This is a genomic window from Arthrobacter sp. Y3221048, from assembly GCF_059092685.1.
Window position 1 is genome coordinate 179310 of sequence record NZ_JBNHHX010000001.1, and the last position, 24594, is coordinate 203903.

Consider the following 24594-nt stretch of genomic DNA (forward strand, 5'->3'; position numbering starts at 1 on the left):
CTTACGTGCCGCGCGTCACCCCCTCTCCCGCCATGGATAGTCTGTACAGGCAACTAATCGAAACCCGCGGGGAAGGAGCAGCGTGGCCACCACCAGCGCCACCCGGCCGCGGGGCGATGCGGCATGGATCGTCGTCGTTCTTGCCGGCGTAACAGCCGCGATGCACATCTGGAAGCTGCCTTCCGCCATTCCCGTCATCCAGGACGAGCTCGGCATGTCCCTGGTGCAGGCCGGAGTGCTGCTGGGGGTGGTGCAGGTGGCCGGCATGGTGGGCGGCCTGGCGGTTTCCCTGCTGGCGGAGATGATCGGCGCGCGCCGGTGCCTGCTCGCCGGCCTCTGGCTGCTCATCCTCGGATCGGTCATCGGGGGCTTCGCCGACTCGGCCGCCCTGCTGATGGCCTGCCGCGCCCTCGAAGGCGCGGGCTTCCTGCTGACCACGGTGGTGGCGCCGGGACTGATCCGGGCGAACACTCCCGGCGTCCGGGTCAACCTGGCGGTGGGCTTCTGGAGCGCGTACCAAGGCTTCGCGACCTTCGCCGGACTGGTGGCCAGCGCGCTCATCCTGCAGGCCACCAGTTGGCACACGTGGTGGTGGATCATGGCCGCCCTGACGCTCATACCGATCCCGCTGGTGCTGAAGTTCGTGCCGCAGGACCCGGCGCGCGGCCGTTCCGGCCTGCCTGCGGCCACCCGTCGCATCGGCCGCACCGTCCGGTCCGCCAAGCCGTGGATCGCCGGCGTGGTGTTTGCCTGCTACACCGTCCAGTGGATGGCCGTGGTCGGCTTCCTGCCCACCATCTACGAGCAGAACGGGGTCACCGGCATCTGGCCGGGCATCCTGTCCGCGGTGGTGGGCGGCCTCAACGCGGTGGGGGCCATCGGCACCGCTCCCCTGCTGCAGCGCGGCGTCCCTCCCCGCCTGCTGATCATCCCCACCTTCATCCTGATGGGCACGACGACGGTGCTCACCTTCGGCATCGACTGGACCGTGGCGCCGGGCGGCATGGCCATCCAGTTCGCCTGCGTGGCGCTGTTTTCCATGGTGGGAGCGGTGATCCCGTCCACCCTCACCCGCATGGCCGTGGACCTGGCGCCGGCGGACGGGTCGCCCCCGGCCGCCATGGGATTGATGCAGCAGATCTTCAACGTCGGCAACTTCACCGGCCCGGCCATCGTCGCCTGGCTGGCCACGGTCACCGGCGGCTGGCAGTCCACCTGGTGGATGACCTGCACGTTCGCGGCCCTTGGCATCGGCCTGAGCCTGTACTTGAGCGAGAAACGCCTGGGGCTCAGCTTCGCCCACCGGTAGAGGGTGCCGGAGTGCTGAGGCTTCGCTCCCAGGTATCGGACTATCTGCCCATCTTTGGCGACCGGTAAAGCGCGCTGACTAGGCAAAACGCCAGGAGCCGCCGCCTATACGTGGGAGCGAAAAGCACCGCCCCCGGCCACTCCCCGCGAAGCTCGGCCGCACCGCCGTCGGACTCTTGCCCTCGCCCCGGCCGAGGAGGAAGCTGGAATCACGGCAAGCGGCCATCCCCTATTTCCCTAGGAGTGATCAGCCATGACCGATGCGGCCCAGTCCCCGGACCAGCCCCTGACCAACCGCCAGGGCCACAAGGTCTACGACAACCAGAACACGCGAACCGTCGGCGCCCGCGGCCCGGCGACCCTGGAGAACTACCAGTTCCTGGAGAAGATGAGCCACTTCGACCGCGAGCGCGTGCCCGAACGCGTGGTGCATGCGCGCGGCATCACGGCCTTCGGCTACTTCGAGGCCTACGGCAAGTGGGGGGACGAACCGATCTCCAAGTTCACTCGCGCCAAGCTGTTCCAGGAAGCGGGCAAGCGCACCGACCTGGCCATCCGCTTTTCCACCGTGGCCGGCGGCCGTGATTCGTCGGAGGTGGCCCGCGACCCGCGCGGGTTTGCCGTGAAGTTCTATACCGAGGACGGCAACTGGGACATGGTGGGCAACAACCTGGGCGTGTTCTTCATCCGCGACGCGATCAAGTTCCCCGACTTCATCCACTCGCAGAAGCCGGATCCGGTGAACTTCGAGGCGTCGGTGCCGAACCGGGCGATGGACTTCTTCAGCCAGTCCCCCGAATCCATGCACATGGTCATGCTGGTCTTCAGCCCCCGCGGGATCCCTGCGGACTACCGGCACATGCAGGGCTTCGGCGTGAACACCTACAAGTGGGTCAACGCTGCCGGCGAGACGGTGCTGGTGAAGTACCACTGGATGCCCAAGCAGGGCGTGAAGTCGCTGACAGCCGAGGACGCCGCCAACGTGCAGGCTCAGACCCTCGGCTCACACACCAAGGACCTGTACGACGCCATCGAAGCCGGCAACTACCCCGAGTGGGAGCTGGTGGTGCAGATGATGTCCGACGACGAGCATCCCGAACTCGACTTCGACCCGCTGGACGATACCAAGGTATGGCCCGAGGAACAGTTCCCTCCCCAGCCGGTCGGCCGGATGGTGCTGGACCGCACCGCCCAGAACTTCTTCGCCGAGAGCGAGCAGATCGCGTTCGGCACCGGCGTGCTGGTGGACGGCCTGGACTTCTCCGACGACAAGATGCTGGTGGGCCGCACGTTCTCCTACAGCGACACCCAGCGGCACCGGGTTGGCCCGAACTACCTGCAGCTGCCGGTCAACAGCCCGAAGGTGCCGGTAGCCACCAACCAGCGGGACGGCCAGTTGACGCACTTTGTGGACACGGCGCCGGGCCAGAACCCGCACGTGAACTACGAGCCCACCATCACCGGCGGACTTCAGGAGGCGGAGAAGGATTCCGGCTACCACCACGCCATCGGGCCGGAGATCAGCGGCCGGCTGACCCGGGAACGGATCGAGCGGACCAACGACTACCTGCAGGCCGGCCAGCGGTTCTACCTGCAAGAGGCCTGGGAGCGCGAGGACCTGATCACCAATCTGACCAACGCCTTGTCCCAGTGCGACAGGCCCGTTCAGGAGCGCATGCTCTGGCACCTCTACATGATCGCGGACGAGCTCGGCGCGGGCGTGGGCGGCGGCATCGGCATCTCGCTGGACGAGGTGAAGGACCTTGGGCCATTGGCCAGCCAGAATCTCTCCGAAGCGGAGCAGCAGTGGATGGCCAACCTCGGCAAGAACGGGCCGCGGGACGTCTCCGGGCTAACCATGACGCACTGCGTGCCTAACGAACGCGTCAAAATGGAGCGCTAGCCTTCACCCTGCAACTTACAGCTTCAAGCGCCTGCTGACCTGCGGCGATGCGTGAGGCAACGCTGAATCCTGCGCAGATTCCGGCGGCCAGCCGCCGCACCGGCCCTCGCCAAGCCGTGGTATCCGCGGTAGCGTCTGTGCATGCGAGTCGCGGTGGTCGGAGCCAGCGGAAACGTCGGTACAGCAGTGCTGCGCCGGCTGCAGAAGGCGCGGGGCGAACGTGCTGACGACGTGGAAATCGTAGGCATTGCGCGGCGCGTGCCCGATGCCACGACGGAACCTTACGACGGCGTCACGTGGGTTTCAGTGGACATCGCCTCCCGTGATGCACAGGAAAGGCTCGCCCAGGCTTTCAAGGGATGCGACGCCGTCGTCCATCTCGCGTGGCTGCTGCAGCCGAACCACGATGAATGGCAGTTGCGCCGGGTGAACGTGGACGGCACCTCGAACATGCTTGCCGCTGCCACCAACGCCGGCGTCGGGCAAGTGGTCTGCGCATCGTCGCTCGGCGCGTACAGCCCGGGTCCGAAGCACTCCCGGGTCCGCGAGGATTGGCCGGCCAGAGGCATCGCCAGCTCGCACTACAGCCGGTTCAAGGGCCAGCAGGAAGCGCTGTTGGACCAGTTCGCCGACGACCACCCGGAAATTAAGGTGGCACGGCTGCGGCCCGGCCTGATATTCCAGGCCGAGGCCGGCAGCCAGATCGGCCGCTACTTTGTGGGCCGGTGGATCCCCAAGTTCTTTATTAATCGGCTGCGGCTGCCGCTGTTCCCGTTTCCCGAGGAGTTTATCTTCCAGGCATTGCATGCCAATGACGTGGCGGACGCGTATTGGCGGGTGCTGGACCAGGGCGCGAGGGGCGCCTTCAACGTCGCGGCCGAGCCGGTGGTAACGCCCGGCCTCGTCGCCTCCCTGTTCGGCGCCCGGCGCTGGCTGCCCGTTCCCGTGCCGCTGGTGCGACAGTTGGTCGGCGCTGCGTGGTCCGTCCGGCTGTTGGCCAGCGACCCCGGCTGGGTGGACATGGCCCGCTACGCTCCGGTCATGGACACCAGCCGGGCCAGGGATGAACTCGGCTGGGTGCCGCAGGTGGATTCGTTGGCGGCGATCCGTGAAGTCCTGGCGGGAATGGCCAGGGCCGGAGGGGTTACGGAATCCCCCGCGATGCGCCCGCGCAGCCGCTGGACCCGTGCGAAGCCGAGGACCGACGCGTAGTGTGGCCCCATGGGCATGCCGCGCGATGAGCGCCATTGCCCGGGCTGATCCCACAGGACGACCCGCTCGAGAAGGAGGACCTGATGAATCCGAACGAGAATCCGCGCCCGGAACACCCGGACGACCTGGATGACGAAAATCTGAGCCAGCCCGCCGGCGCAGGCGGCACCAACGACGACGACGACAAGGAAGCCGACGAGGCCCACATCCCGGTCCACGGCGATGAGAAGCTCGCCGACGACTTGGTCAAGAAAGCGTACGGAGAGGACCCACCCAACGCGCCTTTCCCCGGCTGACTTGGCAACGCCCACCAACGGTCTACCTAGCACCGCCCACCAACCGTCTACTGACAGGAGCACGCTGTGAAAGGGAAACTCACATTCGGCACCGGCATAGCCCTCGGATTCGTCCTCGGCTCGAAATCCGGAAGGTCCGCCTACGATTCGCTGAAGGCCAAGGCCCAGGAGTTCTGGCAGAATCCGGCGGTCCAGGAAAAAGTCCACGAAGCCACCGGCATGGTCAAGGAGAAGGCCCCGGGAGTCGCTGACCGTGTCACCGAAGCGGCCAAGAAGGCCGGGTCTGTGGCGTCCGCCAAGCTGCCCGGCAACCACGGAGCAGGGAAGGACGGCGGCGGCACCACTGCCACCACTGGCCCGACGACCACCCTCGGCGACACCGTCTCGGATCCGGCGCACAGCGACGAACTCGGGCAGAGCTGGACGGGCGAGGGAGGCGCCATGCCGGGCGGACCCGCCACCAGTAACAGGGACGACGACCTGCGCCCGCCTGGAGTGTGACCTGCCCGGGATATCGGCAAGCGAGTTTCTCCCCGGGCTTGGCTTGCAGCAACGGCAGAAGGAAGGACTGGCATGACCGAGAACGACAACGGCCAGGTCAAGGGTCCGCGGGACCAGTCGGGCACCGGGGCAGATCCGTCGGCGCCTGACATTCAAGAGGAGGCGGCTGATTCGGCCCCCGAGCCCGAGGGCAAGGAGGGCATGAACATCGCGCCCGGACCGGCTGAAGAGAAGGACCGGGAAACCCCGGACGACCGCGGGCTCACGACCGACACCAGCCCGAGCGACTGATCCGCCGCGGGCATGGCAGCGGCCGCAGAGATCCCGGCCGCTGCCATGCCCGTTTCGTTCGTGGATCAATCCGCCTTGACCACCGGCAGGTCGCTCCACTCGGTGGTGTAGCGCGGCGAGGAGAACTCGCGTTTCATTGACCACGCCGCCGGGGCGGCCAGCCCGCCCTGACCGAGACCGATCGCGGCTTCGCCGAACTTGGAACGCACGGCGCCCAACAGGTCGCCGATGTGCCGCTGTTCCAAATCGCTGACGAAGGGGTCGAAGGTCTGCTGCCCGGCCGCGGGTTCCAGCCCCGACAACAGCACCCCGGCCCGGACATAGTGGGCGCCGGGTACCAGGCAACCGCGCATGGCAGCCACGGCAGCCTTGGTCAGCTGGATTGGGTCCTGGGTAGGCGTCGACAAGTTGACGCTGGCCGCGGGAAACGCTCCCTCGCCACCGGCGAACCTGCTGGTCCCCGCCGTCACCGTCAGCACCGAGGCACGCAGTCCCTCGGCTGCCATCCGGGCCGCCCCGCGCTGGGCGTAAACCGCCATCACCTGGTCCATCTCCTCGAGCGTGGTCACCGGCGTGGAGAAACTCCGCGAGAACATGATCTGCTGCTTGTCGGCCCGCTCCTCCGTGTGCGGGATGCAGGGCGTCCCGTTCAGTTCCAGCACGGTTCGCTGCAGCACCACGGAGAATTTCTTGCGGATCGCCTGCGGGTCCGCGGCCTTCAGGTCTGCGATCGACTCGATCCCGAGGGCGTTCAGCCGTTTCCCGGTCCGTCCGCCCACGCCCCATAGCCCGGTGACCGGCACGCGCGACTGGATCCATGCGATGTCGGAAGCGGGCATCGAGCCCAGCGAGCACACCCCGGCCATCTGCGGATTCCGCTTGGCAACGTGGTTGGCAAACTTCGCCAGCGTCTTGGTCTGGGCCACGCCAACGCTGACCGGCACGCCCACCTGCCGGATCACGGCGGCCCGGATCCGGCCGGCAGTTTCCAGCAACTGGGTTTCATCGCCGGGCAGGCCCAGGAAAGACTCGTCGATCGAATAGACCTCCTGCCAGGTCCCGAACCGGCCGAGCACTTCCATCACCCGGGCGCTCAGGTCTCCGTACAGCTCGTAGTTGCTGGAGCGCGCGACCAGCCCCCACGCCTTGGCCCGCGGCGCCACCTGGAACCACGGCGTCCCGGTTTTCAGCCCCAGCTGTTTGGCTTCCTCGGAGCGCGCCACCACGCAGCCGTCATTGTTGGAGAGCACGACGACGGGGCGCCCCTCGAGGGACGGATCGAAGACCCGCTCGCAGGAGACGTAGAAATTGTTGACATCCACCAGCGCGATTCGTTCGCCGGGCCGGGATTCGGGCGGTTGGCCGAAGGTTGTGTTGCCGGACCCTGACGGCTGGCCGGAGGCCGCGGCGCCGGACCCCGATACGGGGCCGCTAGACATGGTGCAGGCAACGGGTGGCGACGCCCCAGATGCTCAGGTCCGCGAGTTCGCCCACCTCGGTGGGGACACCGCCGTCGTCCGCCTGCAAGCGCACGCCGTCCGCGGTGAGATGCAGGCGCCGGACCACCAATTCCCCGTCCAGCACCGCGATCACCACCGAACCGTCGCGCGGAGTCAGCGAGCGGTCCACGATCAGCTCATCGCCGTCGCTGATCCCGGCGGCGGCCATCGAGTTCCCGGCCACCCGCATCACAAAGGTACTGGTGCGGTCGCGGATCAAGTGCCGGTTCAGGTCGATGCCGCCGTGGAAGTAGTCCCGCGCCGGTGACGGGAAACCGCGCGCATCCTCGGGCGTTCCGGTGCCCATTTCCGGGCCGGCCGACGCATCCGACGGCTGCTCCAAACCGAACATCCCGGACCCCCGTCTTCGAACAAAGCTTCGAAGACAACACTAGCACCGGCCCTCACCCGGGCCCATGCCCCGGCAGTCCAGCAGTCCGGCCGCCCTATTGGATCCGACGATTCGGGCACAACAAATTCGCCCGAAATGAACGCCCCGCGCCACAACCCCAGGCAAGAGTGAGCCGACTTCACTCAAGTTTGCGGAACTTCTGGAATAATCTTCACCCGAAGGCGTTAACATGAGTCGAAGGCACTCACGTTCCACAGGAGGATCATTCATGCCACTGTTCTTCGGACCAGCTTCCGGCAACGGTTCATTCGACGAGTTCCTAGCCCGCTACCTGCAGGGCCAGCGGGCTGCCCAGTCGCGCACCGTTGACCTCACCCGCCTGCTCAGCCGCCGCACCCATGAAGTGCTGGCACAGGCGGCCCGGTTTGCCGCGGGCCTCGGCCACATCGAGGTGGACGCCCTGCACATTTTGCACGTCATGGCCCGTCAGGAGCCGGCCGCCAGCCAGATCAAGCTGACCGGCGCCGACCCGCAGGCCATCGCGCGCTCCGCCGAGCAGGGCCTGCCGGAAAAGACCGCCCCGACCCGCGAAACGCCGTCGCTGACGCCGTCCGCGCAGCGTGCCCTGCTGGACGCGCACCAGGTGGCCCGCGCGTTCGGTTCCACGTACATCGACCCCGAGCACCTGTTCGCGGCTTTCGTCCTGAACCAGGAGACCCCCGCCGGCCAGATCCTGGCCGGCTCGGGCGTGACCCCGATGGCGCTGCAGCAGGCGGCGGAGAAAGCTGCGGCGCAGGCCGGCGGCCCCAACACAACCGCCGGCCCGCAGCCGGGCGCGAACCCTCAGGCAGAAACGCCGATGCTGGACCAGTTCGGCACCGATCTGACCGCCCAGGCCCGGGAGGACCGGCTGGACCCGGTGATTGGCCGCGCCGACGAGATCGCCCAGACCATCGAAATCCTCGCGCGCCGGACCAAGAACAACCCGGTCTTGATCGGCGAGGCCGGCGTGGGCAAGACCGCCATCGCCGAAGGCCTCGCGCAGGCCATCGTGGCCGGCGACGTCCCGGAGCAACTGCGCGGCAAGCGTGTGGTCTCGCTGGATTTGCCGGGCATGCTGGCCGGCACCCGCTACCGCGGCGATTTCGAGGAACGCCTGACCAAAACCCTGGACGAGATCAGCGCCGCCGGCAGCGAGCTGATCGTGTTCATCGACGAACTGCACACCGTGGTCGGTGCCGGCGGCGGCGGCGAGGGCGGCATGGACGCCGGCAACATCCTCAAGCCCCGGCTGGCCCGCGGTGAACTGCACCTGGTCGGCGCCACCACGCTGGGCGAGTACCGCAAGGTGGAGAAGGACCCCGCCCTGGAGCGGCGCTTCCAGCCGGTCATGGTCGGCGAGCCCTCGATCGAAGACGCCGTGCAGATCCTGTCCGGGCTGAAGGACCGCTACGAGGAACACCACCAGGTGGCCTACACCGACGAAGCGATCCGCGCCGCCGTCGAGATGTCCTCCCGCTACATCACCGACCGGTTCCTGCCGGACAAGGCGATCGACCTGATCGACCAGGCCGGAGCGCGGCTAAGCCTGCGGCGCGGCCCGCGCGTTGACGTGGAGGCTTTGCGCGGCCGGCTGGCAGAGCTGGAATCGGCCAAGAACGGCGCCGTCGCCGAGGAACGCTACGAGAACGCTTCAAAGCTGCGCGACGAGATCGAAGAGCTGCAGGCCAGGCTGGCAGCCGCCTCCGCCAACCAGCCAACCTCCGGTGCCGACGAGGACCACGACGGCGGGGCCCGCCCCGGCGTCGCGCCCTCCGATGTGGTGGGCGAGGCCGAGATTGCCGAGATCATCTCCCGCGCCACCGGCATTCCGGCCGCCCGGCTGACGGAGGGCGACCGGCAGCGGCTGGCCCGGCTGGAGGAGGACCTGCACGCCCGGGTAATAGGCCAGGACGATGCGGTGACCGCTATCGCCAAGTCGGTGCGGCGCAACCGCACCGGCATGGGGGACGAGGGCAGGCCCGTCGGCAGCTTCCTGTTCCTGGGTCCCACCGGTGTGGGCAAGACCGAGCTGGCCAAGGCGCTGGCGGAGTCGCTGTTCGGCGACGAGGACGCCATGATCCGCTTCGATATGAGTGAATACGGCGAGCGCCACACCGTCTCGCGGCTGGTCGGCGCACCTCCGGGCTACGTGGGCTACGGCGAGGCCGGCCAGCTGACCGAGCGCGTCCGCCGGCACCCCTACTCGGTGGTGCTGCTGGACGAGGTGGAGAAGGCCCATCCGGACGTGTTCAACCTGCTGCTGCAGGTCCTCGACGACGGACGCCTCACCGACGGGCAGGGCCGCACCGTGGACTTCCGCAATACGGTGGTGATCATGACCTCCAACCTCGGGTCGGAGTTCCTGGCCAGCAAGGGCGGAGCGCTGGGCTTCACCGCCAACAACGGAGTGGACGGCTTCGGGAGCGAGCAGGATCTGCGCGCCCGGGTGATGGGCCGGCTGCGCGAAACCATGCGGCCGGAGTTCCTGAACCGGATCGACGAAATCGTGCTGTTCCGCAAGCTGGAGCAGGAGCAGCTGCGTTCCATCGTGCGGCTGCAGTTGCGCAAGACCGAAGCCCGGCTGGCGGCCCAAGGCATCGCGCTGGAGGTTGGCGAGGACGCCGTGAAGTGGATCGCCGAGGCCGGCTACGAGCCCGAATACGGCGCCCGGCCGCTGCGCCGGGTGATCCAGCGAGAGCTGGATGACCGTATCGCGGACCTGCTGGTGGCCGAGGCCGTTGCCGAGGGCGGGCGGATCCGCGTCGCCGCCGGCGACGATGGGCTGCGGGTCGCAGCGGCCAGCATGGCCGCGGCGGCATAGCGGCGGCGACCGCACGACGGGGGCAACCGACCGCGACAGAGCGACGGCGGGGCACTCCAACGGATGGGGCGTCCCGCCACCGCTGCCTCCGGCTCACGCCAGCGACAGTGCGTAGGACAAAACGAACCCCGCGGCCGTGCTCATGGCGACCGCCGGGCCACCGTGTTCGTAGGCCTCGGGCATGAGGGTGTCGGCCAACGAGGCAATCACTGCCCCGGCCGCGAAGGCCAGCGGCAACGAGATGGATTCCGGGTCGCTGCCGGACAACGGGCCCGCACCAATGATGACGGCGATGACCAGCAGGGCTCCGCAGGCGCTCCAGAGCCCGATAATCGCGAGCGCCGACTTGCCCTGGCTGCGCATGGAAGCGGCTCCCACCAGCGCCTCGGGCAGGTTGGAGACGAAGATCGCAGCGAGCAGGGCCAACCCGCCGGTTCCCTCGCCCAAGGCCACACCCATCGCAAGGTTCTCCGGCACGCCGTCGAGCGTGACCGCGGCCAGCAGAGCCAGTCCGGCAGTGCCCCGGGTGGTCTCAGCCGTAGGAGCATGCTCCGCGGCAGCCGCATTGGTATCCAGCTTGGCACTGCCTTGGTACTCGTCCGCCGGCGTGGAACGGGACGACGGCTGCGCCCAGCGGTCCAGCAGCGCGCTCAGCGCCGTGAATACCGCAGCCCCAACACCCAGGCCGATCACCGCCCGCCAGATGCCGCCGCGCTCGTAGGAGTCTTCAAACAGTTCAAATGCCAGCGCCGTAATCAGCGCACCGGCCGCGAAAGACAGAAGGATCGCCAGCACACGCTTGGGCAGCTCGAACTTCACACCGATGAACGCGCCCAGCACCAAGGCGCTGGAAGCCACGACGCCGAATAGCACCGGCATTCCCATCCCGCCAGTATAGGAAAACGGCGGCAGCCGCGGAACATTGGCGGGGCACCGGCGGCTCCCCGGCCTCGGATCAGGGTTCCCCGGCATTAGCCGCTACGGCTTTCCCGCGACCCATGGTTCAGGGCGAGGGCGCTTCCGCCCTCTCCGTTGATTCTTCCCCGGGCCCGGGGCCGTGCAGGGACGCTGCCAGGCCGCCGATAATGAGGTCGAGGCCGAAATCGAACTCGTCGCTGAATTCGTATCCGGGCTGCAGCACATGCTCCACGGCGAGCTCCCGCAGGTGTGGATAGTCCTGGGCGGTGAACATCTCCACCATCGGCCCGGCGACTTCCGCCAAGCTGTCCGGGCCGTCGAAAGGCAAGGACGCCTCCTGAAGAGCCGTCCCGTAAACGTATGCATCCAACAGCGCATAGGCGTGGGCCGCCAGCGGCAGCGAGAATCCGGCGGCACGAAGGGCGCCCAGGGTTGCATCGTGGTGGCGCAGGTTTGCCGGTCCGGGCGTCGTGCGCGATTCCATCAAGGCGATGGCCCACGGATGGCGTCGCAGCACGTCGCGGGCCGAGGCTGCACGCCGCTTCAACTCCGCCTGCCATTCTTCCCCGGGCACCGGCAGTTCTATCTCTTCGAAGACGGCATCGACGATGCCGTCGAGGATCTCGTCCTTGTTGCGGACGTGGTGGTAGAGCGACATGGGTTTGGCGTCCAGCGCGTCGGCCAGTGAGCGAATGGTGAGGCGGGCCAGCCCGCCGCCGTCGGCGATCTCGATGGCGGCACGGAGCACGCGCTCCCTGCTGAGCGGAACGCGTTCTGCGGGGGCGCTGCCTGGTTTTTTGATCATTGTTCCCGCGACTATAGCATTCCCGTACTTTGTACGGTACCTTCGTACTTTGTACGGCAATACTTGGGCTCCACGTCATCCACATCCTCGAGAAGGAAGTCCCATGGAACCATCAGATTCCCCGTCGGCGGCCAACACGGAGCCGCTGCGTGACAGCGCCTCCCCCGCCCCGGCAAAACCCACCATGCGCGCAATTGTGCAGACCCGGTACGGAATTACCGATGCCTTGCACCCGGCCGATATCGCAGTACCGGAGGTCGGCGAAAGCCAAGTCCTCATCAAGGTCCGCGCCGCCGGCCTGGACCGCGGCACGTGGCACATGGCCACCGGCCTGCCGTATCCGGTCCGCGCTGTGTCCGGGTGGAAGTCCCCTAAGAATCCGATCCCCGGGCTTGACGTCGCGGGAACGGTAGCGGCCGTAGGCAGTGCCGTCACGAAATTCTCGATCGGGGACGAGGTCTTCGGTTTCGGCAAAGGCTCCTTCGCGGAATTTGCGGTGGCAGCGGAGTCGTTGCTGGCCCCCAAGCCCGCAGAACTCACTTTTGAGCAGGCCGCGGCCCTTCCCGTCTCCGGCGTGACAGCACTGCAGGCGCTGCGGGACATCGGCCGTGTCCAGGCTGGGCACCGGGTACTCATCACCGGAGCCTCCGGCGGCGTCGGCACCTACGCCGTGCAGATAGCCACGGCCCTGGGCGCGACGGTGACCGGCGTGTGCAGCGCCGCCAAGGTGGAGCTGGTGCGAAGCCTCGGCGCTGAGACCGTCATCGACTACGCCCGCGAAGACTTTGCGGCAGGAGGACACCGGTACGACGTGATCGTGGATATAGCCGGGAACCCGTCCCTGTCGCGCGTGCGCCGGGCCCTCGCCCCTGCCGGCACGGCGGTTATTGTCGGCGGCGAACACGGCGACCGCTGGACCGGCGGCCTGTTCAGGCCGCTGGGCGGAATGTTCCTGTCCCTGTTCAACCGGCAGCGTGTTGTCATGTTCATGGCGCGCCAGACCTCCTCCGATCTCGAACGGCTGAGTGAGCTGATCGTCTCGGGGCAGCTGAAACCAGTGCTCGACCACACCTATCCGCTGGAGCAGATGCCGGAAGCACTGCGCCGCCTGGAGGCCGGCGAGGTGCGGGGCAAGGTGGTCATCACGTTGTAGCCGGAGCATCAGGGCGATAGCCGGCCAAGGATCCGGGGCCGGCCGGCCGGCCCCGGATCCCAGGGACCTGCGCGCTTAAGGGGAGCCGACACACAACGCCAAATAGTGGTGCTCCGCGTGGCCGGGTCGCAGACTGGGAGCGTCACCAGTTCAGGCAGACCGCGAAGGAGCCACGGCCATGCTCAAGACCCATCTGCGTCTCAAACCCGTCCTCGAGATTCTGGCGGCCGCAGCCGCGACCGGCACCCGGCCGGACGCCAGGGAAGTCATCAGCGAGGCGCTGCGGCGCGTGCCGCCGACCGCGCACGAGCAGGAGTTGCTCAGCGGCGGCGTGCCCCGCGGATTCAAAAACCTGACGACGGCGACCGCCCGGCTGGTGAAAGCCGGCTGGATGTCCAAGGGCCGCGGCGGGTGGGCCATCACCGAGGACGGGCTGCTGGCCGTCACCGCGTTTCCCGACGCGGCGGACCTGGCCACGGCCCTCGCCGCGGGGACCCCGCTGCCGGAACCGTCGCCGCCGGCAGCGGAGCCCACGCTTCCCGCCGGACAGCCTGCGGGAGTCGCCGTAGTTGGCGACTTTGGCGTGCTGCTCGGCGCCGAACGCGATTGGGAACCGGCCGACGGGGCGGTGCAAATGCTCTTCGATGCCTCCGACGGCCTGTGGAAGCTGGACGCCGAGCTGCCCGCCGGCCGGTATGCCTTCAAGTTCGCGCTGAACGGCTCGTGGGAGGAAAACTACGGGGCGTATGGCCTCCCGGACGGCTCCAACCACGAGTTCGAGCACGACGGCGGTGCGCTCACCATCGCGTACGACCACGCCACGCATGACCTGGCCGCGGCATCCCGGCTGGTCCGCGCCTGACGCCGTCGTAACCCGCGCCTGACCCGTCGCGAGTCGCGCCTGCCCCGCGGCCGTCGCACCGTCGTCGTGCGCCGTCGTCGTGTGCCGTCATGCGCACCGCCATGCGCGCCGTCGTCGTTCAGGCGCTGGCGGCCAGCTCCTCCGCCGCCGGCACCGGGCAGGTCGCCACGGCATCGAGGATCTCTTCGGCTTCCTCCAGCCCGATGCCCTTGGACAGGGCAATCTCCGTGACGAGCGGCTTCTTGGCGTACTGCAGCATGTCCTTCTCGGCGTGGGACATCGTGCCGTTGGCGTGCAGCCGCCGGGTGAGGTCGCGGACCAATCCGGCGATCACAAAGATGTCCCCCGTGCGGAGCCGTTCCTGGTTGTCCTTGAAGCGCCGGGACCACTGCGGATCCTCTTTCTGGGAGGGGGCGCGCAGCACGTCGAACAGTGCTTCCAGCTGTCCCTCGTCGAAGACTGCCCGCAGGCCGACTTGCTCGGCTTTCTCGACCGGAACGCCGACCGTCAGGTTCGAGTTCTTGACCTCCAGCATGACGTAGCGGCATTCCGCGTCCTGCCGCAGGGGCCGGGTCCTGATGCCTTGGACAATGGCCGGACCGTGGTGTGGGTGAACAAGGGTTTGACCTTCAGCAAAATGCATTCAAGAGTCCTCTGATTCGCACGAGCGCCACACTCGACATCAGTGGACGGAGGGCCGCAGGGCCCTCGCGCCAGACGGTCGTCCCACCTCCGAACCTGCGGTGCAAAACCGGGGATTCGGTATCAGTGAGCACGCGGACCGGTTCGAGACCATGCGGATGGACCCGCCCCGAACCCGCGAGCTTGGCTGTCTCAATTATCTCACGCGTGCGGCCTATGTACCCGGGAATCCCGGCTGGTGGAGCCCCTCGCGGAGGCTTGGGCCGCCCCGCGGATGGGACACAGCGGCGGCGGGCAAGCGGTCGGGGCTACCCCTTGACTCCCCGGTGGCGCGACTGCCACGATGGCAGTCTCACATGGCGCAAAGTTGCGCACCATGCGCAACTTACTTCAGGTCCGGCTGGCGCCAGAACCTCGAAGGAGGAAGCCCACATGTCGGAGATTCTCGATTCTGGCTCCGCCCAGATCAACGGCACCGATTCATCCCGCGTCAACCCCAACCCGGCCATCACGCTTTACACCCGGCTGCGCAAGTCGCCCTACTTCTGGAAGTCGCGGGAGCACGGCGTCGCGGCGTACAGCGTTTACAACCACACGTACCACCCGCGCCACTACGGCGACCCGGTCAGCGAGTACTGGTCACTCCTGAATGACGTCACCTTGTGGGACGTCGGCGTGGAGCGGCAGCTGCAGATCAGCGGCCCGCAGGCCTTCGACTTCACCAACATGCTTACCCCGCGGGACCTGACCAAGTGCGAGGTGGGCCAGTGCAAGTACGCCTTCATCACCGCGCCCGACGGTGGCATCATCAACGACCCCATCCTGCTGCGCGTCGAGGAAAACAAGTTCTGGCTCTCGCTGGCGGACAGCGACGTGCACCTATGGGCCATGGGCCTGGCGCACGCCGGCGGCTGGGACGTCACCGTGGAAGAAGTGGATGTGGCGCCCGTCCAGATCCAGGGCCCCAAGGCCAAGGGGCTGATGTCCGACCTGTTCGGCCCGCAGATCCTGGACATGCCGTACTACTACATGCAGCACCACACCCTGAACGGCATGGACGTGGTGGTCAGCCGGACCGGCTACACCGGCGAGGTCGGCTACGAAATCTACCTCTACAACGCCACCGAAAACGCCGGCCGCCTTTGGGACACCATTTGGGAAGCAGGCCAGGCGCACGACCTGCGGGTCATCGGGCCCTGCCACATGCGCCGCATCGAGGCAGGCATGCTGGCCTACGGCTGCGACATCACCCTGAGGACCAACCCGCTGGAAGTTGGCTACGACTACAACTGGATGGTGGATCTGGACCAGGAAGCGGACTTCGTGGGCAAGGAAGCGCTCGGCCGCATCCGGGAGAAGGGCATTGACCGGCTGATGGTCGGCGTGGAGTTCGGCGGCGAACCGCTGGGCAGCTACAACGACGGCTCCATGATCGAGCCCTTCCCGGTCTCGATCGGCGACGGCTCCCCCGTGGGCGAGGTCACCAGCGCCTGCCACTCCCCGCGCCTGGAACGCAACATCGGCCTGGCCATGGTGCCGATCAACCTCAGCAGCGAAGGCACCACGCTGTCCATCCACACGCCCCAGGGAGTCCGCGAAGGCCAGGTCGTCCAAAAGCCCTTCGTCGACCCCGCCAAGGCCACGCCCAAGGACTGAAACCGTAAGCCACAACGACGGCGGAGCCCACCTCCCAGAGGCGGGCTCCGCCGTCGTTCGAGGCTACGTCCAGGCGACGGCGCGGACCGGAGCACCATCTGTTCCGGTCAGCTTGAGCGGGAAGAAGCCGACCCGGCAGCGGACGGGCAGCGTGGTGGCGTGCCGAATGTTTTCCACGATCAGGCCGTCGGAGCCCAGCACCAGCTCATGCACCGGGAGGCTGAACGTCTCGGCAGGCTGCAGGGTGCGATCGGGATTCAGCGTGTCCACGGCCAGCACGCGCATGCCCCGGTGGCTGAGTTCATCGGCTGCCGCCCGGGACAGCACAGGGTGGTCCAAGTAGGCCTCGGTGCCGAAGTGGCGGTCCCACCCGGTAGCCACTACGACGATCGCGGGCACGTTTCCCGGCACCTGGCCGGCCAGCTGGTGCCAGCAAATTTCCTCCCCCGCGGCAAGGCCCGGAACCTGCAAAACCAGGGCTTCACCGACCAGTTCGTCGAGCGACACCTCGGAGGTGGTCCGGCCGCCTTCGATGCTGTGGCACGGAGCATCGAAGTGGGTGCCGGCATGGCTGCCCAGCTGCAGTTCGGAGACTTCCACTCCGTTCTCCGTGATGGTCAGCGCACGGGCGATCTTCACCTGCGGGTCCCCGGGAAAGACCTGCATCCCCGAGGAGACGGGATGCGTCAGGTCCACGCACCTCACGGCCCGCTCAGTCTCCCCCGGCGCTGGGCAATTCGGCGCCGGGCACCGCTCCCGGCTGTTCGGCCAGGTGGCCGGCCCGTTCGCCGGCGAAGCGTTCTCGGCTCCTGATGGACAGGGCCAGGTACAGCAGGAAACTGAGCAAGAAGGCAGGGATGGTGGCACCGACCGGGCTGGGCCACAGGTAGGTCAGCACGTAGGAGGCCGCGGCGCCGATGACCCACACCGCGATGGCCGCCCAGTTCACCCCGCCGGTGTACCAGTACCGTCCGCCTCCCTCGCTCAGGATGTCGCGGTTGTAGCTCCGGCGCTTGATGATGTAGTAGTCCACGATCATGATCGCGAACACCGGCACGAAGAACGCGCTGATCGTGACCAGGAAGTCCGTGAACTGGTTCAACAGGGCCAACCAGGTGGAACCGGCTATCGAGATGACGCCGACCACCAGGGCTGTAGGCAGGAACCGGAGCTTCCACCGGGACTGGGCGTTCACGATCGTGGTGACCATCCCGTAGACCACCATCGTGTTGGTGGCCATGACGGACATGAAGATCACAATGGCCAGCGGCGTGCCGAAGGCAGCCACAATGACGGTGGGATCGAACTCGGCGGCCGGCTCGCCTAAGAGAATCACGTAGCCAATGGCGGTGGCGCCCAGCGACATGGCCAGAACCGTGGAAACGGTGTAGCCGATGCCGGAGCCAAGGATGCCCGCGCGGCTGGATTTGGCCAGGCGGTTGAAGTCCGCGGACAGAACGGTCCAGGAAATGGCCGTCGCGATCACGATGTCCAGCACCACGAAGCTGGTGTAGCCGAGCGACGCGTCGACGCCGATGCCGCCGAACTCTGCCGGGCCGAACGTGGTGAAGGCGGTGGTGAAGACGTACACCATGATCGCGAGAATGACGACGGCGAGCCACGGTTCTACCTTCGCGATGCCTTCGTGCCCGAGGATGGCAAGGCAGACGACCAGGGTTTGGCACAGCACGGCGAACAGGATGGGGTTGGAGAAGCCGGTCAGCTGCGCCACCACGTAATTGACGGTGACTCCGGCAAGCATGGCCTGCACCCAGCTCCAGCCCATCAGGATGATCACATTGGCGGCTACCGGCAACAGGCTGCCGCGGGTGCCGAAGGCCCCGCGGGTGATGGCCATGGTGGGCAGGCCGGTCAGGGTACCGATGTTGCCGATCAGCGTCAGCACAACGGCGCCGGCCAGGGTGCCAATGACGATCAGCCAGATGGCGGAGCCGAAGTCGATGCCGGGGATGAACAGCGTGCCTGTCAGCAGGGTGGTGACCACGAAGTTGGCGGCCAGCCAGATCATCCCGATGCGGGGTGTCGACAATGCGCCGCGGATGGGACCGAAGCCGTCCGCATTCTGCTGCAGGTGGGTATCGAGGCGCTGGTAGAGGTTCATGATGGTCCTCGGGACGAAATGAATTTAAGTAGGCGGGGCTTGGACTTGCCCCGCCGGCGGCATCGGTGAGAGGTGCTCGTGCACCGCGATTAAACCGCCGTCCCCGTAGCGGAAGACGATCGTTTCACGCTCACGGTACGAGTCCTCGCCGTCCGGCAGGGCAACGGTCGTTGCCACATCGTGCACGAACACCGCGCCGCCGGGGAAGGCCGTCACGTGCTGGTTCGTGGATCCGCAGGCGAGCACACGCCATCCGTCGGCAAGCCACCCCGCCCACAACGCCTCATACCTGTCGCGACTGTTCAGACGCGCCGGTTCCGTGTGGAAAACGAAGCTGGCATCCGGGGCGAACGCCGCGAAGTAGCGATCGGTGTCTGTAGCTGCGAAAGCCCCGACAATGCCCGCCGCGGCCTCAAGGACCTGATCATTGGAGGGAGTATGCAGTGCGGCGGCGCCCATGGCGGCCTCCTTGTTGCAGCATGGCCAACTGCGACGGGGAGTTTCCCCGGTGAAACAAGTGTTGCCAAGAGTAAACTCCGCCGCAAGGGGCAGCGGACGCTCCCAAAGGGGTCACGGCTCTTGCCGTGCGCCAACGGTGGTGCTTTGGTTGCTGGCGTCAGCGGCTTCGAGTTCATTTTCCCGGGGCGGTCCGGCGACGGGCAGAGCAAGAGTGAACGCGCTGCCAACGCCGCGCTCGCTCTCGCACGTAATCGTCCCGCCATGGCGTTCCACGATGTCCTTGGACAGCGCAAGCCCCAGGCCCAGTCCAGGAATGGAACTGCGGCGGGCCGCGGCGCTGCGGAAAAAGCGTGTGAAGACGTTGTTGCCTTCCTCAACATCCATGCCCATGCCCCGGTCCGCCACCCTGCACTGCACCACTCCATCGACTCCGGTGCAGCTGACCGTGACGTCGCCGCCCTGCGGGGAATACTTGATGGCGTTCGAGATCAGATTGTCCAACACCTGCCGGATCCGCGCCGGATCGCAGACCACGTCCAGGTTCCGCGGCAAGTGCGCGGACAGCTGGACTCTGCCGGCCGCAGCCCGGGGTTCTGCCGCCGCCACCGCCTGACCGGCAATTTCCGCAAGGTCCGCCGGCACCGGCTGCAGCTCCGACACGCCTGCCGCTGTGCCCAGCAGATCGTTGACCAGTTTGAGCAGTTGGTCCGAATTTCTGGTGATGGTTTCCAGCCCTGAGACCATGTTTGGCGGCAAGTCCGGCTTCATGGCCAGCAATTCGGCATACCCCTGGATGGAGGTCAGCGGCGTCCTCAACTCGTGGGAAACGTTGGAAAGGAATTCGTTTTTCGCGTCCATCGCTGCCGCCAGTTCGGTAACGTCGCTGAAAGCCAGGACGGTTCCTTCTCGCCGGCCGCTGTCGTCAACCATTGCTTGGGCGGACGATGAGAGCACGCGCTGCCCGGGCGGCCGGCCCATCCACACGAGGTACTCGGAGAACGATTCGCCCCGCACTGCGCGGGAGATGGGCCGATCTTGGGCTGGGATGACCGTGGTGCCGCCGTCGGTGTAGAGCTCGAGCCGGGACTCCGGTGCGTCCTCGTCGCCATGCGGCAGCACCAGGCGTCGCAGCTCTTCCTGCCGGCGGTTGCGCAGGATCGTATTGCCGTCTTCATCGACCGCGAGGACCCCCACATCCACCGCTCCCACGACGGCGGAGAGGAGCCGTTCACGCCGGCCACTGGCTTCCAGCAGACTGCGCAGCTCGGCGTCCTTGGCCTCGACCACCCGCTGCTGTTCCATCATGCTCGCCGTCATCACCCGCACCGTGATTCCGATGGCCAGCATCATGAACGGGATGAGCAGCGGGTGAATTAACGCTTCGACAGTGACGGCAGGCTGCTTGAGGAACACCGGAATCCACACCATCGCCAGGGCGGCCAGCGCACCGCCGATCACGGACAGCCGCGGGAGTTGACCGGAGGCTGCCAGCCAAATCACGGGGAACGCGGCAAGCAGTCCCACCCCGGTCAGGAACGACCCGGCGCCCTCGCGCAGCAGGCCGATGGGAATGAAGTCCAGCAGCGGAATGATCAGGAAGGACGGGTAGGGCAGCTTCTCCCACGGAACGAAAAAACACGCCGCCAGCAACACGGCGTTGAGACCCATGCTGAGACCGAACAGCGGGTTCGCTAGGAGCGGGGAAGAAAAAAGCCAGGTGCCCACCCCTAGAAACAGCATGGTGATAGACAGCGGCAACTGGCTCATCACGACCCGCCCGCGCAGTGAGAGGGCGTGGAACTTCACCCGATGCAGGGTCAGCAGGTCGAGGACTTTATCCACGGCGGCGAAACTCCAATGTGGTGGTCGCGGACGGGTTTCTGCAGTGATGGATGTGACAAATGGGAGGATTGACGCCTTAATGAAAACATGCCTGCAGTCCCGAGCAACCGCCGTGCCGTCATAGTCGAGGACAATCCCGACATTCGCAGGCTGTTGACCCAGATTGTGGCCGACCAGGGCTTCACCGTCGCGGAGGCGGAAACCGGGCAGGAGGGGCTTGACCTCATCCGAGACGGCGGGGCGGACCTCATCACCTTGGACCTGAACCTGCCGGATCTCGACGGCATGGAAGTCTGCCGGCAAATCCGCGCGTTTTCGGACGCCTACATTCTGATGGTCACCGCCCGCGTGGACGAAATCGACCGGCTCAACGGATTGGAAACCGGCGCGGACGACTACATCAGCAAGCCGTTCAGCCCTCGTGAGCTGCAGGCGAGGATCGGAGCGCTCTTCCGCCGTCCGCGCAGCCAACCTGCCGACGCGGCCCCAAGCAGCGCCGACCAGGAACGCGCCGCCGAGGTCCAGCGCAGCCTGCTGCCCGGTGAGCCGCTCCGCCTCCCTGACTATGAAATGGATGGCCGCTGCCGGCCGACCCGGAATGTGGGCGGTGATTTCTTCGACTGGTGCGCCACGGAAAAGGGCCTGCAGCTCACCGTTGCCGACGCGATGGGCAAGGGCATGGGCGCCGCCCTCATCGCGGCCACCGTCCGCGCGGTCTTGCGCTCCTCCAATCGGCATGCGGACCTCAACCGGGCGTTCGACGCGGCCAGTCAAGCGCTGGAGTGGGACTTGGGGCAGTCATCCTCGTTTGTGACAATCTTCCACGCGCGGCTGGACTCCGACAGCGGAACCGTGGAGTACGTGGACGCCGGCCACGGTCTCGGGCTGCACCTGTACGCCGACGGACTGCGCCGCCTGCCCTCGGGCGGTCCGCCAGTAGGTGCTGTACCTGGCAGCACGTGGACCGCGTGCAGCCTGGTGCTGGCCCCCGGGGATTCGCTCCTGGTTCTCAGCGACGGACTCCTGGACGCCTTCGATTCGGTGGATGCGGCTATGGACGCGGTGGCCGACGTCGCGGCGGTCCACGACTCCCCGCGGGACGTGTGCGAAGCCGTACTGGACTTGGCGGGCACAGCTGTGGCCGACGACGTCACTGCGGTGATGTTGCGCCGTTGCCCGCCAAGCATCGCCGAAGTTGGGTCATAGTGAAAGCTTTCGCCACGCGGGTGCTCGTCGTCCTGACTGTCATCTTGGGCACCAATTATCTGATGTGGCGTTGGCTGGACTCGCTGAACTGGTCTGCCTGGTGGATTGCCGTCCCCTTGGTTCTGGCCGAAACGTTCAGCTTGATCGACGTCACCCTCTTCGGCCTGACAGTTTGGCGGATCCGAGAGCGCAAAGCGCCGCCGCCACCGCCTGCGGACGCCACCGTCGACGTTTTCATCACCACCTACAACGAGCCGCTGGGCCTGGTCATGGCTACCGCGCTGGCGGCGCGGGACATCCGGTATCCCCACAGCACCTGGATTCTGGACGACGGCGCCAGGCCGGAACTCGGCGAACTCGCCGCCAGTCACGGGCTGGGCTACCTGACCCGCACCGGCGACTGGGCGGACAAGCCGAGGCACGCCAAAGCCGGCAACCTGAACAACGCGCTGATGATGACCCGCGGGGAATTCATCTTGATCCTCGACGCCGACCAGGTCCCTCAGCCCGACATCCTGGACAAGACGCTGGGGTATTTCAACCAGCGCCGGGTCGCCCTCGTCCAGACCCCGCAGTACTTCAGCAACGTTCCAGTCGACGATCCGCTGGGCAGCCAGGCCCCCCTGTTCTACGGGCCCATCCAGCAAGGCAAAGACGGCTGGAACGCAGCGTTCTTCTGCGGCTCGAACGCCCTGCTCAGGCGCGAAGCTTTGATGCAGCTGGGCCTGGCCGGTTACGTGTCCGAAGTGGACCGCGGGGTCCACCGTGCCTTGACAGGAGCCCGAAGAGCCATCCGCAAGGCCCGAAGGTCCCCGGAAGCGGCAGATCCGCTGGTGGCAATGCTGCTCGACGACGTGGAGGCGGCCACCGACACGGCCCGCTCCAAGCTCCGCGGCGGCGGATCGCTCAGTGAGATCACCTATGACCTCCGGAAGAAGGTCGACAACGCCGTGCGGTCCTTGGTCGCAGAGAACTTCGCGGCCGTGGAAGCGGACCTGGCAGAGATCGCCGCCCTGGAGCTCGGGGGCACGGTGGGTGCGCCCGAGCCGGACGAATTGGACGGCGCAGTCGAGCGGATGTCCCGGCGGGATTGGTCCCCGCTGGGGGCGCTGGGATCAGTGCAGGCCGTGCTGGACGCCGTCTCCATAGAACGCCCCGACGAAGCCCAGCCGGTGATGCCGCTGGCCACTATCTCCGTGACAGAGGACATGGCGACCTCGATGCGGCTGCATTCGATGGGCTGGCACAGCGTCTACCACCACGAGGTCCTCGCCCAGGGTCTGGCCCCGGAGGACCTCAAGACCATGCTCACCCAGCGGTTGCGCTGGGCCCAGGGCACCGTCCAGGTCATGCTGCGCGAGAACCCGCTGGCGCAGCGGGGACTGAAACTCGGCCAACGGCTGATGTACTTCTCCACGATGTGGAGCTACCTCAGCGGCTTTGCCGCCGTGGTCTACTTCGCCGCGCCGATCATCTACCTCACCTTGGGCATCCTCCCCGTCAACAGCCTGAGCACGGACTTCTTCATCCGGTTCATCCCGTTCATGGTGGTCAACCAACTGCTGTTCGCCGTCGTCGGTAAGGGCGTCAGCACCTGGCGCGGGCAGCAGTACAGCCTTGCCCTCTTCCCCACTTGGATCCGGGCGTGCACGACGGCGGCCCGCAATGTGTGGCTGGGACGCCCCCTCGGCTTTGCCGTCACTCCCAAGGCCCGTCAGTCCGAGGGGAGCAGCTGGAACCTGATCACACCCCAGCTGGTCATCATGGCGTTGCTGGTTGCTGCCCTCCTGACGGGAGCGGCAAGACTGGCCGCCGGGCTGAACGAACCCGTGGGCACGCTGGTGAACGTGGCCTGGGTTATCTTTGATTTGCTGATCCTGAGCGTGCTGGTCAAGGCCGTCAGGTACAAAGGGTTCAAGCCCGACGAAAGGAACGTGGATGCAGTTCACCGTTGAGACCACGCCCGCCTACGCCGAAGTCAACGGGAGCGGCCGGCTGAACATGGTCGCCGCACCCCGCCTCCGGGAAGTGGTTGCGGCCGTCGTGGCCGAAGGAAACCACCATGTGGTGGTGAATATGGCAGGCACGGAATTCATGGACTCGTCCGGTCTGGGAGCGCTGATCGGCTGCCTGAAGATTGCCCGCCAGGCCGGAGGGGACCTCCGCATCGCGAACGTGCAGCCGCAGGTCCAGATGGTGCTTGAGCTGACCAGCATGCACCGCGTGCTGACTCCGTACCAGAGCGTCGACGCGGCGTTTTCCGATGACTGAGGTCCTTGCCAGAACCGCACGCCAGGGGCTGGCCACGGCAGAAACCGTCGAGGCCCTGCACGAGGACTTCGAGACGCTCTGGCTAAAAGCCAGCTTCGTCCCCGAGCTGGACCGCATGGCCTTCTCGACTGCCGTCATCGAGGCCGCCACCAACGTGGTCCAGCACGCCGTCCCTGCTTCCGAAACTCCCCTCCAGCTCGGCGTCGAAATCACCGTCTGGTCCCGCCGGTTGGAAGCACGTATTTCCGAAATCGGTGCGGCACCTTCCAGCCCCGGCATCTCGAACCCGCATGGGCATGACGTTGACGCGGAGTCGGAGTCCGGCCGGGGGCTCAACCTGATCCATGCCCTGGTCAGCACTGTCACCTTCGAGCGCCACGGCGAGGACAACGTCTGGGTTCTCCGCCGCAATGCTTCGGAGGACAGCCCCTAA

At 66.9% G+C, this 24594-nt stretch carries 23 protein-coding genes; 14 read left to right on the plus strand and 9 right to left on the minus strand.

What is annotated here, in order from left to right; translation table 11 throughout:
- Positions 1-82 precede the first annotated feature (82 nt).
- The 6 genes from AC5RVS_RS00850 to AC5RVS_RS00875 all read left to right on the plus strand — a co-directional run bounded on the left by AC5RVS_RS00850 (position 83) and on the right by AC5RVS_RS00875 (position 5511).
- The gene (locus AC5RVS_RS00850) at positions 83-1309 is read left to right on the plus strand and encodes an MFS transporter (RefSeq protein ID WP_494106737.1); all 1227 of its coding nucleotides are present in this window, start codon (positions 83-85) and stop codon (positions 1307-1309) included.
- A gap of 252 nt (positions 1310-1561) precedes the next feature.
- Positions 1562-3211, plus strand: coding sequence for a catalase (locus AC5RVS_RS00855; RefSeq protein ID WP_494106738.1), 1650 nt, complete (start codon positions 1562-1564; stop codon positions 3209-3211).
- A gap of 141 nt (positions 3212-3352) precedes the next feature.
- Positions 3353-4423, plus strand: coding sequence for an NAD-dependent epimerase/dehydratase family protein (locus AC5RVS_RS00860; protein ID WP_494106739.1), 1071 nt, complete (start codon positions 3353-3355; stop codon positions 4421-4423).
- A gap of 83 nt (positions 4424-4506) precedes the next feature.
- A complete protein-coding gene (locus AC5RVS_RS00865) occupies positions 4507-4719 on the plus strand; it encodes a hypothetical protein (RefSeq protein ID WP_494106740.1) in 213 nt (70 codons plus the stop codon).
- Between the two features lie 66 nt (positions 4720-4785).
- Complete coding sequence (locus AC5RVS_RS00870; RefSeq protein WP_494106741.1) at positions 4786-5220, plus strand: hypothetical protein; 435 nt, start codon at positions 4786-4788, stop codon at positions 5218-5220.
- 72 nt (positions 5221-5292) lie between these two features.
- Positions 5293-5511, plus strand: coding sequence for a hypothetical protein (locus AC5RVS_RS00875; protein ID WP_493988741.1), 219 nt, complete (start codon positions 5293-5295; stop codon positions 5509-5511).
- A gap of 65 nt (positions 5512-5576) precedes the next feature.
- Here the strand turns inward: AC5RVS_RS00875 and AC5RVS_RS00880 are convergent, their stop codons facing one another.
- Together AC5RVS_RS00880 and AC5RVS_RS00885 are read right to left on the minus strand one after the other, a co-directional pair.
- Positions 5577-6950, minus strand: coding sequence for a Y-family DNA polymerase (locus tag AC5RVS_RS00880; protein WP_494106742.1), 1374 nt, complete (start codon positions 6948-6950; stop codon positions 5577-5579).
- On the minus strand, positions 6943-7317 hold the full coding sequence (locus AC5RVS_RS00885; RefSeq protein ID WP_494107290.1) for a LexA family protein: 375 nt from the start codon (positions 7315-7317) through the stop codon (positions 6943-6945). Before AC5RVS_RS00885 ends, AC5RVS_RS00880 begins: the two co-directional genes overlap by 8 nt.
- 313 nt (positions 7318-7630) lie before the next feature.
- On the opposite strand from AC5RVS_RS00885, the gene AC5RVS_RS00890 reads away from it, so the two are divergent.
- Positions 7631-10225: an ATP-dependent Clp protease ATP-binding subunit gene (locus AC5RVS_RS00890; protein WP_494106743.1), complete on the plus strand. Its 2595-nt coding sequence runs from the start codon at positions 7631-7633 to the stop codon at positions 10223-10225.
- Positions 10226-10318: 93 nt separating this feature from the next.
- Here AC5RVS_RS00890 and AC5RVS_RS00895 read toward each other — a convergent pair whose 3' ends face one another.
- Together AC5RVS_RS00895 and AC5RVS_RS00900 are read right to left on the minus strand one after the other, a co-directional pair.
- The gene (locus tag AC5RVS_RS00895; RefSeq protein WP_494106744.1) at positions 10319-11110 is read right to left on the minus strand and encodes a ZIP family metal transporter; all 792 of its coding nucleotides are present in this window, start codon (positions 11108-11110) and stop codon (positions 10319-10321) included.
- 118 nt (positions 11111-11228) lie between these two features.
- Complete coding sequence (locus tag AC5RVS_RS00900; protein WP_494106745.1) at positions 11229-11948, minus strand: TetR/AcrR family transcriptional regulator C-terminal domain-containing protein; 720 nt, start codon at positions 11946-11948, stop codon at positions 11229-11231.
- 103 nt (positions 11949-12051) lie between these two features.
- On the opposite strand from AC5RVS_RS00900, the gene AC5RVS_RS00905 reads away from it, so the two are divergent.
- A complete protein-coding gene (locus AC5RVS_RS00905) occupies positions 12052-13101 on the plus strand; it encodes an NAD(P)-dependent alcohol dehydrogenase (protein WP_494106746.1) in 1050 nt (349 codons plus the stop codon).
- A gap of 178 nt (positions 13102-13279) precedes the next feature.
- On the plus strand, positions 13280-13963 hold the full coding sequence (locus AC5RVS_RS00910) for a pullulanase X25 domain-containing protein (protein ID WP_494106747.1): 684 nt from the start codon (positions 13280-13282) through the stop codon (positions 13961-13963).
- A gap of 118 nt (positions 13964-14081) precedes the next feature.
- On the opposite strand, the gene AC5RVS_RS00915 is transcribed toward AC5RVS_RS00910, so the two are convergent.
- The gene (locus AC5RVS_RS00915) at positions 14082-14606 is read right to left on the minus strand and encodes a CarD family transcriptional regulator (protein WP_494106748.1); all 525 of its coding nucleotides are present in this window, start codon (positions 14604-14606) and stop codon (positions 14082-14084) included.
- A 431-nt stretch (positions 14607-15037) separates the two neighbouring features.
- Here AC5RVS_RS00915 and AC5RVS_RS00920 point away from each other — a divergent pair, with 431 nt between their 5' ends.
- Positions 15038-16261: a glycine cleavage T C-terminal barrel domain-containing protein gene (locus AC5RVS_RS00920; protein WP_494106749.1), complete on the plus strand. Its 1224-nt coding sequence runs from the start codon at positions 15038-15040 to the stop codon at positions 16259-16261.
- Positions 16262-16324: 63 nt separating this feature from the next.
- Here AC5RVS_RS00920 and AC5RVS_RS00925 read toward each other — a convergent pair whose 3' ends face one another.
- The 4 genes from AC5RVS_RS00925 to AC5RVS_RS00940 all read right to left on the minus strand — a co-directional run bounded on the left by AC5RVS_RS00925 (position 16325) and on the right by AC5RVS_RS00940 (position 20684).
- Positions 16325-16957: a cyclase family protein gene (locus AC5RVS_RS00925; protein WP_493988732.1), complete on the minus strand. Its 633-nt coding sequence runs from the start codon at positions 16955-16957 to the stop codon at positions 16325-16327.
- A 16-nt stretch (positions 16958-16973) separates the two neighbouring features.
- Entirely contained in the window at positions 16974-18383 is a 1410-nt protein-coding gene (locus AC5RVS_RS00930; protein WP_494106750.1) for a purine-cytosine permease family protein, read from the minus strand.
- Positions 18384-18407: 24 nt separating this feature from the next.
- Complete coding sequence (locus AC5RVS_RS00935; protein WP_494106751.1) at positions 18408-18842, minus strand: nuclear transport factor 2 family protein; 435 nt, start codon at positions 18840-18842, stop codon at positions 18408-18410.
- A 111-nt stretch (positions 18843-18953) separates the two neighbouring features.
- Entirely contained in the window at positions 18954-20684 is a 1731-nt protein-coding gene (locus AC5RVS_RS00940; protein ID WP_494106752.1) for a sensor histidine kinase, read from the minus strand.
- An 87-nt stretch (positions 20685-20771) separates the two neighbouring features.
- On the opposite strand from AC5RVS_RS00940, the gene AC5RVS_RS00945 reads away from it, so the two are divergent.
- Genes AC5RVS_RS00945 through AC5RVS_RS00960 form a run of 4 tightly spaced genes read left to right on the plus strand, consistent with a single transcriptional unit; the run spans position 20772 to position 24594 of the window.
- Positions 20772-21890, plus strand: coding sequence for a SpoIIE family protein phosphatase (locus tag AC5RVS_RS00945; RefSeq protein ID WP_494106753.1), 1119 nt, complete (start codon positions 20772-20774; stop codon positions 21888-21890).
- A complete protein-coding gene (locus AC5RVS_RS00950; protein ID WP_494106754.1) occupies positions 21890-23845 on the plus strand; it encodes a glycosyltransferase family 2 protein in 1956 nt (651 codons plus the stop codon). The genes AC5RVS_RS00945 and AC5RVS_RS00950 overlap by 1 nt, the downstream gene beginning before the upstream one ends.
- The gene (locus tag AC5RVS_RS00955) at positions 23829-24161 is read left to right on the plus strand and encodes an STAS domain-containing protein (protein ID WP_494106755.1); all 333 of its coding nucleotides are present in this window, start codon (positions 23829-23831) and stop codon (positions 24159-24161) included. Before AC5RVS_RS00950 ends, AC5RVS_RS00955 begins: the two co-directional genes overlap by 17 nt.
- Positions 24154-24594: an ATP-binding protein gene (locus tag AC5RVS_RS00960; RefSeq protein ID WP_494106756.1), complete on the plus strand. Its 441-nt coding sequence runs from the start codon at positions 24154-24156 to the stop codon at positions 24592-24594. The genes AC5RVS_RS00955 and AC5RVS_RS00960 overlap by 8 nt, the downstream gene beginning before the upstream one ends.